This window comes from Flavobacterium sp., assembly GCF_043778725.1.
Taxonomy (GTDB): domain Bacteria; phylum Bacteroidota; class Bacteroidia; order Flavobacteriales; family Flavobacteriaceae; genus Flavobacterium.
Map to the genome: position 1 here is coordinate 1 of NZ_JAYWFT010000097.1, position 11,471 is coordinate 11,471.

14 protein-coding genes are annotated in these 11,471 nt (G+C 31.1%); 6 read left to right on the plus strand and 8 right to left on the minus strand.

Annotation, left to right across the window (positions count from 1 at the left end; translation table 11 throughout):
- The 6 genes from ACH2CG_RS08880 to ACH2CG_RS08905 form a co-directional block, all read left to right on the plus strand.
- On the plus strand, positions 1-723 hold a 723-nt coding region (locus tag ACH2CG_RS08880), incomplete at its 5' end, for an Mrp/NBP35 family ATP-binding protein (RefSeq protein WP_395064300.1).
- Positions 724-791: 68 nt separating this feature from the next.
- Positions 792-1,031: a NifU family protein gene (locus ACH2CG_RS08885; protein ID WP_395064302.1), complete on the plus strand. Its 240-nt coding sequence runs from the start codon at positions 792-794 to the stop codon at positions 1,029-1,031.
- 180 nt (positions 1,032-1,211) lie between these two features.
- Positions 1,212-2,264, plus strand: coding sequence for an NAD(P)/FAD-dependent oxidoreductase (locus tag ACH2CG_RS08890; RefSeq protein ID WP_395064304.1), 1,053 nt, complete (start codon positions 1,212-1,214; stop codon positions 2,262-2,264).
- A 46-nt stretch (positions 2,265-2,310) separates the two neighbouring features.
- Entirely contained in the window at positions 2,311-2,496 is a 186-nt protein-coding gene (locus ACH2CG_RS08895) for a hypothetical protein (RefSeq protein WP_395064306.1), read from the plus strand.
- Positions 2,486-2,947: a DUF6036 family nucleotidyltransferase gene (locus tag ACH2CG_RS08900; protein WP_395064308.1), complete on the plus strand. Its 462-nt coding sequence runs from the start codon at positions 2,486-2,488 to the stop codon at positions 2,945-2,947. Before ACH2CG_RS08895 ends, ACH2CG_RS08900 begins: the two co-directional genes overlap by 11 nt.
- Complete coding sequence (locus ACH2CG_RS08905) at positions 2,947-3,279, plus strand: ferredoxin (protein WP_395064310.1); 333 nt, start codon at positions 2,947-2,949, stop codon at positions 3,277-3,279. Before ACH2CG_RS08900 ends, ACH2CG_RS08905 begins: the two co-directional genes overlap by 1 nt.
- A gap of 46 nt (positions 3,280-3,325) precedes the next feature.
- Here ACH2CG_RS08905 and ACH2CG_RS08910 read toward each other — a convergent pair whose 3' ends face one another.
- The 8 genes from ACH2CG_RS08910 to ACH2CG_RS08945 all read right to left on the minus strand — a co-directional run bounded on the left by ACH2CG_RS08910 (position 3,326) and on the right by ACH2CG_RS08945 (position 11,394).
- Positions 3,326-4,333, minus strand: a complete 1,008-nt coding sequence (locus ACH2CG_RS08910) for a T9SS type A sorting domain-containing protein (protein ID WP_395064312.1) — start codon at positions 4,331-4,333, stop codon at positions 3,326-3,328.
- Positions 4,334-4,403: 70 nt separating this feature from the next.
- Complete coding sequence (locus ACH2CG_RS08915) at positions 4,404-5,690, minus strand: HupE/UreJ family protein (RefSeq protein WP_395064314.1); 1,287 nt, start codon at positions 5,688-5,690, stop codon at positions 4,404-4,406.
- 101 nt (positions 5,691-5,791) lie between these two features.
- On the minus strand, positions 5,792-7,240 hold the full coding sequence (locus ACH2CG_RS08920) for a DUF3500 domain-containing protein (protein WP_395064316.1): 1,449 nt from the start codon (positions 7,238-7,240) through the stop codon (positions 5,792-5,794).
- Positions 7,241-7,326: 86 nt separating this feature from the next.
- Positions 7,327-8,001, minus strand: coding sequence for a hypothetical protein (locus tag ACH2CG_RS08925; RefSeq protein WP_395064318.1), 675 nt, complete (start codon positions 7,999-8,001; stop codon positions 7,327-7,329).
- Positions 8,002-8,685: a LytR/AlgR family response regulator transcription factor gene (locus tag ACH2CG_RS08930; RefSeq protein ID WP_395064320.1), complete on the minus strand. Its 684-nt coding sequence runs from the start codon at positions 8,683-8,685 to the stop codon at positions 8,002-8,004.
- Positions 8,682-9,710 carry a sensor histidine kinase gene (locus tag ACH2CG_RS08935; protein WP_395064322.1) on the minus strand — a complete coding sequence of 343 codons (1,029 nt, stop codon included), beginning with the start codon at positions 9,708-9,710 and terminating at the stop codon, positions 8,682-8,684. The genes ACH2CG_RS08930 and ACH2CG_RS08935 overlap by 4 nt, the downstream gene beginning before the upstream one ends.
- Before the next feature lie 86 nt (positions 9,711-9,796).
- Positions 9,797-10,495 (minus strand): SGNH/GDSL hydrolase family protein, encoded by a 699-nt coding sequence (locus tag ACH2CG_RS08940; RefSeq protein WP_395064324.1) that lies wholly within the window; start codon positions 10,493-10,495, stop codon positions 9,797-9,799.
- Positions 10,492-11,394: a metallophosphoesterase gene (locus ACH2CG_RS08945; RefSeq protein ID WP_395064326.1), complete on the minus strand. Its 903-nt coding sequence runs from the start codon at positions 11,392-11,394 to the stop codon at positions 10,492-10,494. Before ACH2CG_RS08945 ends, ACH2CG_RS08940 begins: the two co-directional genes overlap by 4 nt.
- Positions 11,395-11,471: the final 77 nt, after the last annotated feature.

The following is an 11,471-nucleotide window of genomic DNA, read 5'->3' on the forward strand; positions in this document are numbered from 1 at the left end:
GATATTTACGGGCCAAGCATGCCAATAATGTTCGATGTAGAAAACGAAAAACCAATTTCTATAGAAGTTGACGGAAAATCTAAAATGAAACCTATTGAAAGTTACGAGATAAAATTACTTTCTATTGGATTTTTTACAGCACCAAGTCAAGCCGTTATTTGGCGTGGACCAATGGCTGCCAAGGCATTAAACCAAATGATTTTTGATGCCGATTGGGGACAATTAGATTTTATGTTAATCGATTTACCTCCAGGAACAGGCGATATTCACTTATCAATAATGCAATCATTACCAATTACTGGTGCAGTTATCGTGAGTACACCACAAGCCGTTGCACTTGCCGATGCTAAAAAAGGAGTTTCAATGTTTTTATCCGACGCCATTAACGTTCCAGTTCTTGGAATCATAGAAAATATGGCCTACTTCACACCCGAAGAATTACCAAACAACAAATATTACATCTTTGGTCAAGAAGGCGCTAAAAATCTTGCAGAAGATTTGAATGTTCCATTTCTTGGCGAAGTTCCTTTGGTACAAAGCATTCGTGAAGCAGGAGATTATGGTCGTCCAGCAGCATTGCAAACAGCATCACCATTAGAAAAAATATACGAAGAAATAGCTAGAAACGTAGTTCAAGAAACAGTAAATAGAAATTCAACTCTTGCACCAACAGAAGCGATCAAAATAACAACCATGGCAGGATGTTCTGCTGTTAAAAAATAATTAGAAAATGTGTCAATGAGATAATAATTTTCTAATTGACACATTTCCAAATTGACACATTAACTATTATGACACACGAAGAATTAACATTAAATATCGAAAAAGCACTAGAAGAAATTCGTCCGTTTCTCAATTCCGATGGTGGCGATATTTCATTAGTTTCTATAGAAGACGAAAAGCATGTAAAAGTTCGTCTGCAAGGCGCATGTACATCATGTAGTTTAAGTATTAGTACTATGAAAGCTGGTGTAGAAACGACCATAAAAAAATATGCTCCACAAATAGAGACTGTAGAAAATATTCAATAAAATTATTTGGGCGTGACCCAAAAAAAGGGTCAGGCTGTACGCTATATCTTTTTTGGGACGAAGAAAAATCGTCCCAAAAAAGGATACCGCTTCCATCCTTCACGCAAAATATAAACTGACAAAAATCATATTTTCTAAAAATGAATCCTTGTTACTTTGCGTCTTTGAAACTATAAAAAAATGATTGAAACAGATATACTTATAATTGGTGCAGGTCCAACTGGACTATTTACCGTTTTTGAAGCAGGATTACTCAAATTGAAATGTCATATTATTGACGCCCTACCACAAATTGGCGGACAATTAGCAGAGCTTTATCCAAAAAAACCAATTTTTGATATTCCAGGTTATCCAGAGGTTTTAGCAGGTGATTTGGTAACCAATTTAATGGAACAAATAAAGCAATTTCAACCCGGATTTACATTAGCACAAACTGCCGAAACTATAGAAAAATTAGAAGATGGAACTTTTATAGTTACTACCAATAAAGGAATTAAGCATCACGCAAAAGCCATTGCAATTGCTGGCGGTTTAGGAACTTTCGAACCAAGAAAACCACAATTAGAAAACATCACTTTCTATGAAGAAAAAGGTGTTGAATATTTTGTAAAAGATCCCGAACTATTCCGTGATAAACGCATTGTTATTGCCGGTGGTGGCGATTCAGCTTTAGATTGGAGTATTTTTCTTTCTAATGTAGCTTCTCAAGTAACTTTGGTTCACCGAAGAAACGAATTTCGCGGTGCTTTAGATTCAGTTGAAAAAGTTGAAGAATTGAAAAAACTTGGAAAAATCAACTTGATAACACCAGCAGAAGTAGTTGCAATTCAAGGAAAAGACCATGTAGAAAGCATCACTTTAGAAAATGAAGGTGTGCAACAAGTTTTTGAAACCGATTATTTTATTCCGCTTTTTGGATTAACGCCAAAGCTTGGAGCCATTGCCAATTGGGGATTAGAAATTGAGAAAAATGCCATCAAAGTCAACAACGCATTAGACTATCAAACCAACATCGACGGTATTTATGCCATTGGTGATGTAAATACTTATCCAGGAAAATTAAAATTAATTCTTTGCGGTTTTCACGAAGCAACATTAATGTGTCAAAGTGTTTACCAAAGAATTAATCCAGGAAAACGATATGTGTTAAAATACACAACAGTTTCAGGAGTTGATGGATTTGATGGGACAAGAAAAGAAGCTGAAAAAGCAGTTGTAAAATCGATTGATTAAATTTTTATATTTGTTTCATTAAAAGGAATTTATGGAAAATTTTAGAATGGATAGATCAGTTGTTACAAAATCTACTTTTGATGAGGCAGACGATCATGTTACTTACTATAAAAATAAGACACCACTTGAGAGATTAAATCATGCTTGTTTTATTATCAATTCTATTTTTAATGTAACTCCATTTACTAAAATTGATAGAAAAATAACTTTTGCACGAAAACATGTCAAATAATATTTTTAATGTAGATTTTTTAGAGTTTCTTGAGCTTTTAACAAAACACCAAGTTGAGTTTTTATTAGTTGGTGGATACGCTGTTGTGCTTCACGGTTATATTAGAAGCACAGGAGATATGGATTTATGGTTAGAACGATCAGATGATAATTATAAGAAATTAAAAAAAGTTTATTTAGATTTTAGTGCACCAATATTTCCGGAGGAACAATTTTCAAATCCTAAATTTAATGTTTGGGGAATTGGAGTTGAACCGTCTAAAATTGAAATTCTTACTCAAGTTGATGGGCTGCAATTTAATGAAAGCTATAAAAATCGCAACTATTTTAATATAGATAAATTGCAAATTCCTTACATTGATTTTGAAGATTTAATTAAAAACAAATTGGCATCAGGCAGATATAAAGACTTGGCAGACATAGAACAATTAAAAAAACTAAAAAAAGAATAATGCCACAAGACGTAACAGTTTACATAACCGACAGAAACGGAGAACGACATGAAGTTCAAGCTCCAACCGACATGAATATGAACATCATGGAACTAATTCGCGCTTATGAGTTAGCCGAAGAAGGAACAGTCGGTGTTTGTGGCGGAATGGCAATGTGCGCTTCTTGTCAATGTTATGTTTTGAACAATGTTTTAAAAACCGAACGCAATGACGACGAAGAAGCGATGTTAAGTGAAGCCTATCATGTAAAATCAAATAGTAGGTTGGGTTGTCAAATTCACATATCTGAAGAAATTGACGGATTAGAACTTGAAATAGCACCAGAACAATAGAAAAAGGCGAGAAGTAATTCTCGCCTTTTTACATGTAAATAAAAAACTACTTTACTAACATTTTTTTATTTTCAGTATAAATACCATTTTCTGTTGTTATATAAACTTTGTAAATATAATAACCACTACTCAATTTAGCTTTGTTTTTATCAATAACAATAGTGTTTAATCCCATCGAATAACTTTCGTTAATTGGTGTGCTAATCAATCGACCTGATAAATCATAAAGTTCAATTTTTACTTTTGCATCAGCATTCAACATAATAGGAATTGAAGTAACATCAATCACAGGATTCGGAAAATTTTGTCCTATTTGGTTTTTGTTATAATCCAATTCGTTAATTGCCAATGTTGGACCAGATACAAAAATAGTATGATTTAAAACATAACCATTAGCCACACTTCCTGCTACAGAGGAAAGTTCGCTGGTTACACCATCAGAAAAAACATTGTCTGATGAATTGTAAGTATATCCAGTCATTCCTTTTGTATATCCGTTTGCAGTTGATGCATTTACTAAAACTACAGCACTTGTTGTTCCTTCGGGAAAAGCAATTTGAGTAACTAGTAACGAAGTTCCGTCTGGTTTATAGATGTGAACATGAATGTGTGTAGCTCTTCCAGAATACCAACCTGGAAAAATAGAAGTAAAAGTTACCAACCCATTTGCATCTGTAATTTGTCTTCCTCTCAAGAAATGAACCGTTGTAAAATTAGCAGTTTGCATAGCAGTTCCTCCATATTCAGAATAGTAACCATCTTTATCACAATGCCATATGTCAACCAAAGCACCTTGATAGGCAGCACAATTTCCGTTGGTATTATTGATTGTAATATTTATTGTAAATGCAACTCCAGTTCTATTATCAGTAACAATGTTGCTTCTAACGTAAGATGCAGGAGAAATTGTAGGAAATGGACCTGCAGTTTCACTATTGGTAACTGTGCAAACTGCTATTTCTTCCTCTTTTTTGGATAAACTTATTAAACTTGGTGCAGCTACAGCCAAACCAAGAAAACCTATGCTTTTCTTCAAAAAATCTTTTCTTTCCATGCGTAAAGTTGTTTAAAATAAAGTTCAAACTTATGCTTTTATTCTTTAAACAAAAATGAAATGAGGTGAATTAGCTTTTTTTATCGGTTAAAATTCTTTTACAATAATAATTGTATAGCATTGTAAAACAAGCTAGTCCGAAAAAAATCCATAGTGATTGATTTGCAATTTTTTGAACAAAAGTAGCAACAAAATTTGTTTTTTCTAAAAAACGCTCCAATATCCAAGCAATTGCTGCAATGCTAGCAAATAAAGCTCCAATTACTCTAATGTAGAGGTAGATTTTATTAGTGCTTAAAATTAAAAACCAAGGTATAATCATTACAATAACAAATAATTGCATCAATTCTATGCCTATATTAAACCCCAACAAACTAATAATTGTTTTACTAGTTTCTAAGTGTAAATTGTATAAAACAGTTGCAAATGCTAAACCATGAACAAGCCCAAAACCGGCTGCAATATAAATTTCTTTGTCAGGAAAAATAGGTCGAAGTGCATGAACAGCTGTTATTAAAATAGAAACTGCAATCAAGATTTCGATAATTTTGGGTTGAGGTTGCAACCATCCAAAAGTGCCTAGTAATAAAGTTATAGAATGACCTATTGTAAAAGCAGTTGTAATTTTTAAAATTCTAATTAAACTGTATTTTATTCCGCCATTTGCAACCCATCGTTTTTCATTACTAACTAATGGTGCCGAAAGTAATAAAACAAGTAAAAACAATAAATGATCAGTTCCTTGGGCTATATGATTTATACCCAACTTTACCATATTTTTAAAGCCTTTCCAGTTACTACCTTGGTTAAGATTAATTACTAATGGCACAACTTTATTTTGTTCGTTATTAAATTCGATTATGCCAATTTGTGTGTTATTTTCACCAATTTTTCCGTTATTCCAATCTTGTCTTATCGCTACTATCGTTTTGTGATTAATAACTTGATGGGTTATTGCATCATAAAAAATAGTAAATCTTCTATTACTAATCGGATTTTTTGGAATAAATAGTAGCTTAACAACAAGTTCTTTATAGATTCCTGTTGCGCTTTGTTCGGCATTTTTTATTGAAATAGTCTCTATTTTGTAATTCCAAATCAAATGATCATCACCAATTATACTAAAATGTTTTAAGACATATTCTAATAAATTTTTACGATGAATTAGAAGTAAAGTATTTGAATTAGTAGTAATATTAAACGGAATAGCCAATTGTAATTCTTTCAATGGTAATTGTAATTCGCAATGAACGCTTTTGGTTTTAATGTCAAACAACATAACCGAATTTGGCAATGGATGCGAAAAACCTATTTGAAAAAGCAGTAGAAAAAAAAGTATATATTTTTTGCTATTCATTTATTTAGGGTGTTCAAATATTTAAAAAAAAACCAAACAATCGAATTTATAAAATTGCAATTATTTGGTTTAAACAACATTATGAAAAATTATTATGACTCTTATTTTTTTATAAATTTACTAGAAAAAGATTTTTGATTTTGATCTTCACCTTTCAATATATAATTACCATTTGATAAACTTGAAACATCAATTTTGGCTGTCAATCCGTTATTTTTGGCACTTGTTAAAACCTTTTTTCCCATCATATCATAAATGGTAATTGTAACGTTTTGCAATTCATTTGGAAAGGTAAGATTTACAAAATCGGCTGTCGGATTTGGATATGATTTTAGAGAAATACTACCAGTAAAACTGTTGTTTGCTAAAAGCGATGTGTTGGTCAAATTGGCTCCGTAATCACGAATATGATCTCTCCAAACAGAATGATAATGTATTTGAGAAGAGAAAACAACACCAGATTGGCAAACAAATTCTATCCAAACACTTGGTCCATCAATACGAACATAATTGGTATTGGTATTTAAAAAAGTAGTTGCCGTTCCAGATGTTCCGCTTCCAGTCCATGCAATATAGGTGTTGTCTATTTCGTTTGTGTAAATACTCAATAAAGTAGCGGCTGTTGTACTATCCATATCATTTGTCCATTGCTGAATAGCTGATAGCACCAAGTTTTTTTGGGTTGAAGAAAATCCACTACATATTAATCCTTGCTTTGTGCTTGGCATAGTATTGGTATTTCCATTAGTTTCTCCAGGCGACATTAGGCAATCACTAAATGTTGTTGTAAGTTTTGCCGATGTTAACTGGCTTGAAGTTAAACTAGCTAACATGGCTGTCATAGCATCGTGCTCTATGGTCATTGGTGTATATGTAGTGCCGCTTGTAACAAACGAAGTAGGTTCGACACCAATCATTTGAGGTGTTGTGCCAACAACTTGACCACCATTGAAAGCAATATTAAAGGCATAATGATGACCACCAAATTGCAACATCCAAGCTCCAGAAGTTGATGGTGTATTTAAGTAAGCTAAAAAATAGGTGCCTGCAGAATAACCACTTCCACCGCCATTTGCGCCCAAATAGGCGTCGGCTTTCAAGATTTGTGTAAATTGGTCATATCCAGCATTACTCGAAGTTCCTGTTGCTGCGGCTATTACTTCCAAAGCTGCTGTTAATTGAGCCGCAGTTAATGTGCTAAACTGAATTCCGTTTCTACAACCCGAACCACAAGGTAAGTTAGACCATTTTTTAGACAAAGCCGTTGTGAACGTTTGTTGAAGTGTTGCTTGTTGCGTTGTTGTTAATAATGCTTTAAATGTTAATGCTTTTGTGACAACGTCTGAAACGGCAAGCGATGCATTTGGATTAAAAACAGGAGCAATACTATTGGTTTCTGGTTTGTTTTGAAACGGATTTAAATTTGAAAAATCAATTTTAGTAGCAATTAAAGCTATTAATAATGTAAATGAAAGTATAGCAAGAAATGTACTTAATTTCTTGTTTTCTATTAACTGAACTTCTGTGTTAGTAGTAATTACTGTTTTCATGATCTTTATTTTGAACAACAAATATTAATAATTTTTAGATTAAATGATAATAAATGAGGTTAATAGTACTTTTTTTAAGGTGAATATTAGATTGTAATTTCTAAAAGTAGCAGTATTGCATTTTCAGATAACGATTCTAATTCAATTTCTTGAACATTGCATATTTTTAATCCATCGCGATTTTCCAACAATCGGTTTTGAAATTCAAATGCACCGTTTATAACAAATGCAAATAGACCTTTGTTACTATCGTTTACCTTGTAAGTTTTGTCTTTTCGGGCAGTAAATATACCAATTGAAATAGAAAAATAAGGAAGAGTTATCAGATTTATAAATTCATTTTTGGTTTCTAAATCAAAATTATTTAAACTAGATATTACATTATTTGATTGAATTCGAAGTTGAATAAAATTTACCAACTCATTTTTATAAGGATTGAAAATTGAAAATGATTTCCCTTTTTCAATATAAAAGGTATAAATTTGATTGACAGCTATTGATTGCGAAATGCCATTTTTTTCTATAGTTAATGTTCCAACCATAGGTAGTAAAACAACTACTTGATTTTCATCAAAATTGTAACTAATTTTTTCTTGACCAGCTAAAGTTTCATCATTAAAAACTGCTAAATTCCCATAGGGTTTTCTACTTTCTTGCTGATAATTTGCATAATTGAAAGTTGAAAAACAGTTGTAATTTTCTGTTATAATTGTTCCTCTAACCTCTGATTTTAATATTTGTGATGGATTGTTGAGTTGCATTTATTGAAATTTTTTTAAAATTTCTTCTTTATAGGTATCGCCAATTGGAATTATAAAATCATCAATAATGAGATTTTTATTTTTTATAGCTTTTACTTTTTTTAGTGCAATTATATAAGATCGATGTACTCTTACAAAATTTTTTTCGGGTAATTTTTCTAGAATATTTTTCATTGAAAAACGCGCTACAATTTTAGTTTTGTCTTGCAAGTGAATTTGAATATAATCGTCAAGTCCTTCTATAAAAAGAATTTCATTATATTCAACCCTATGCAATTTATAATCTGCACGAACCATTAAATGGGTTTGAACTGCTGCATTTTGTCTAAATTGAAATTCATTTCTAGCTTTTTGGACCGCAGTTAAAAATCGTTCTTGCGAAAAAGGTTTTAGCAAATAATCTGTTGCATTAACATTAAAACCTTCAACAGCATATTCGCTGTATGCAGTTGTAAATATTACCATTGGGTCATTTTCTAACATTTTGTAAAAATCAATTCCGTTTTTATTGGGCATTTGAATGTCTAGAAAAAGTAAATCAACTGGATAGTTTTTCAAGTATTTTATAGCATCACTTTGTTTTGTAAATGTTTTTTCGAGCGTTATAAAATCAATTTGCTCACAAAAATGAGTGATTATTTTAAGTCCTAAAGGCTCGTCATCTATCGCTATTGCTCGTATCATTCTAAATTTATATTTAGGTTGATTGTATAAATATTATTTTCATTTTCCATTGTTAAATGATGCTTATTAGGATAAATGTGTTCTAATCTTTGTTGGGTGTTTTTAAGGCCAGTTTCAGTCTTTAAATCATCAGCGATAGTAATTATAACTATAGAATTGCTTACAGAAAGCTGTAAGTCATTGTCGTTGATGCTTATTTTTATTTTTATAAAAGCGTTTTCATCAGGATTGACCCCATATTTAAAAGCATTTTCTATAAACGGAATCAATATTAATGGTGCGATTTTTTTCCCTATTGAGTTGCCCTCAATTATTATTTCTAACTGTGTTGCTTCATCAATTCGAAATTTTTGCAAAGCAATATAATCGGTTACATAATTAAGTTCTTTTTCTAGCGCTACATAATCTTGTGCACTTTCGGTTACTACATAACGCATAATGCTAGATAGTTTTAAGACAGCACTTGGCGCATCATTAGATTTTTCTAAAGTTAATGCGTACAAACTATTTAAAGTATTAAAAAGAAAATGTGGATTAATTTGTGCTTTCAAGTAGGAAACTTCGGCATTGAGTTTTTCGCTATTTATGGTATTGAATCTGTCTTTTATTTTTAGTAGCAATGAAAGAGCATTGACTAATAAAAACGGAATAAAGGTTTGCGCATCCAAAAAATGGAATAGACTTAAATCATCTCGTGGTGGCCTAAAATGTTCTAAATGTTGTGGTTTTAAATTTGGATTACTCCAAATGAAATCTGTAATAAAGGTAATAAATAAATAAAATAATATTTGTAATAAAATAAAAATCAGAATTTTATCTCCAAAATAATATTTGAAAATTAGGTAATAATAATTAATGTAAAATATGCCTAGTAATATAAAGTACCTAAAAAAAGATTGGTAAAAAGCAGGAACTTTTAAAAAACCTAAATCTGATGAAAAATCTGGTGATGAAAGTATAGGAATACTCATGAATGCCAAGCAACCAATAATGTTGATTAAAATTTTTTGAGTAGCGGGTTTCATTTATTTAAAATTTATCTCAAATCTAAAAATAAATAAACAGATAAATACTTTTTTTGAGGTTAAACCAGCTTTTTTGTAGACGAAAATTAATTTAGAATAATCTGTTTTGCCTTTGGCAAAATTCGCTCTACAAATTTTGAGTAAGCAATTGTAGAAGGGTGTAAACCATCTGACGCTACTAAACTAGGATTGGCAATGCCTTGTTGGGTAATGTCTGTTATGTTTACAAAAACAACATTGTTTTGTTGACAATAATTCTTTGCGAAAGTATTGTATTGCAAAATTCCGTTAGAAATATTTTGCGAACTATTTCCAAAAGGTGTGAAGGCATAATCGGGAATTGAAACTACCACAACATGTTCTTTTATCCCTTTAGCTTTTGAAATAGCAATACTTACTAATTCTGGAAATTCTTGCTCATACAAGCTAAAAGGTTTGTTTTGATATTGATTATTTACGCCAATTAATAACGTGACCATATCATAATTATTCGAGGTATTTTCGTTTGCAATTGCTGTTTTTAAATTGGTTGTTGTCCATCCTGTTGTTGCAATTATTTTGGTTGTAAAAATAGCGTTTGATGGTAGGTTTTTCTTGAGACTGTCTTGTAATTGAATTGGAAATTTGCATGTTTCGCAAACGCTTTGACCAATTGTATAACTATCACCAAGTGCCAAATAGTTTGTTTTTGGTGTGATTAAAATTGCATTAGTTTCATTTGTGCTTGAACAGCTCGTTAATAGAACCAATAAAAAAGCCCAACCTATTTTTAGTAAATATCTCATATAGACTTATACGAAATTAAATCGACAGGAGTTTCAATATATTCTTTTACTATTTGCAAAACACCATCGTCATTAGTATCTATGAACCACTTTATCAAGGCTATTTTTCCGTTTTCAATTTCAATTCCAGTAATGTTCCTTGGATGAACACAACTTCCATCATTAAAATAATTTAATAAATTTTCTTGAGGTTTAGGAAAATGAGGACGATGGGTATGTCCTACAATCGTAATTATATTTCCATTATCTGCAATCCATTTTTTTATTCTTCTTTCAACTTTAATAAGTTCAAGATAATTCTTTGCAGGACTTGTAGGATCTTTTATACCCCAAACTTGCAATGGTTTCCATAAAATTCTAACAAAAAAACGATTAAATTTCCATCCTACATAATTCATGAAATCGGCTTGATGCCCATGTGTTAAAAATAATTCTTGACCAGTTTCTATATTTTTTAAAACAATTCCTTCATTAAATTTTAATTCGGGCATCAACGGCATCTTTTTGGCTTGGCTTGTGTCAAAATATTCTGAAAAATTCTTTTTTACAATTGTTGGATTTCTATAAACCATATCATGATTGCCATAAATCATGTGCAGTTTATTTTGTAAATAAAATTTCTTTAGTAGCAGATATACATTTTTATTTGCTTCTAATATATCGTTAAAAAATAGATTTTCCCATAATTCATCGCCGTCACCAAGTTCTATATATTGAAAATTCTCTTTATAATAATGGTTTAACGCATGATAGTATATGTTTCTGTTGTTGGCAAAATCATCTGCAAAACTTCCATCGCCTCGATGACAATCACTAAAAAGGATAAACTTATCTGAATTGGAAAAAGAAATATTCTTTGCTTCTTTGTAAGCTCGTGTTAATCGACTTTGTGATGACATTTTTAAATATTTTATCAAATATAACCAATTATCTTTTTTCTGTTTTTATAAAAAGTAGCTTTTTTAGATAGTGCCAG

What these genes read in the sequence shown, in the direction of transcription:
- ACH2CG_RS08885 (WP_395064302.1), top strand. Translation starts at nt 792, where the DNA reads ATGACACACGAAGAATTAACATTAAATATCGAAAAAGCACTAGAAGAA.
- ACH2CG_RS08890 (WP_395064304.1), top strand. Translation starts at nt 1,212, where the DNA reads ATGATTGAAACAGATATACTTATAATTGGTGCAGGTCCAACTGGACTA.
- ACH2CG_RS08895 (WP_395064306.1), top strand. Translation starts at nt 2,311, where the DNA reads ATGGATAGATCAGTTGTTACAAAATCTACTTTTGATGAGGCAGACGAT.
- ACH2CG_RS08900 (WP_395064308.1), top strand. Translation starts at nt 2,486, where the DNA reads ATGTCAAATAATATTTTTAATGTAGATTTTTTAGAGTTTCTTGAGCTT.
- ACH2CG_RS08905 (WP_395064310.1), top strand. Translation starts at nt 2,947, where the DNA reads ATGCCACAAGACGTAACAGTTTACATAACCGACAGAAACGGAGAACGA.
- ACH2CG_RS08910 (WP_395064312.1), bottom strand. Translation starts at nt 4,333, where the DNA reads ATGGAAAGAAAAGATTTTTTGAAGAAAAGCATAGGTTTTCTTGGTTTG.
- ACH2CG_RS08915 (WP_395064314.1), bottom strand. Translation starts at nt 5,690, where the DNA reads ATGAATAGCAAAAAATATATACTTTTTTTTCTACTGCTTTTTCAAATA.
- ACH2CG_RS08920 (WP_395064316.1), bottom strand. Translation starts at nt 7,240, where the DNA reads ATGAAAACAGTAATTACTACTAACACAGAAGTTCAGTTAATAGAAAAC.
- ACH2CG_RS08925 (WP_395064318.1), bottom strand. Translation starts at nt 8,001, where the DNA reads ATGCAACTCAACAATCCATCACAAATATTAAAATCAGAGGTTAGAGGA.
- ACH2CG_RS08930 (WP_395064320.1), bottom strand. Translation starts at nt 8,685, where the DNA reads ATGATACGAGCAATAGCGATAGATGACGAGCCTTTAGGACTTAAAATA.
- ACH2CG_RS08935 (WP_395064322.1), bottom strand. Translation starts at nt 9,710, where the DNA reads ATGAAACCCGCTACTCAAAAAATTTTAATCAACATTATTGGTTGCTTG.
- ACH2CG_RS08940 (WP_395064324.1), bottom strand. Translation starts at nt 10,495, where the DNA reads ATGAGATATTTACTAAAAATAGGTTGGGCTTTTTTATTGGTTCTATTA.
- ACH2CG_RS08945 (WP_395064326.1), bottom strand. Translation starts at nt 11,394, where the DNA reads ATGTCATCACAAAGTCGATTAACACGAGCTTACAAAGAAGCAAAGAAT.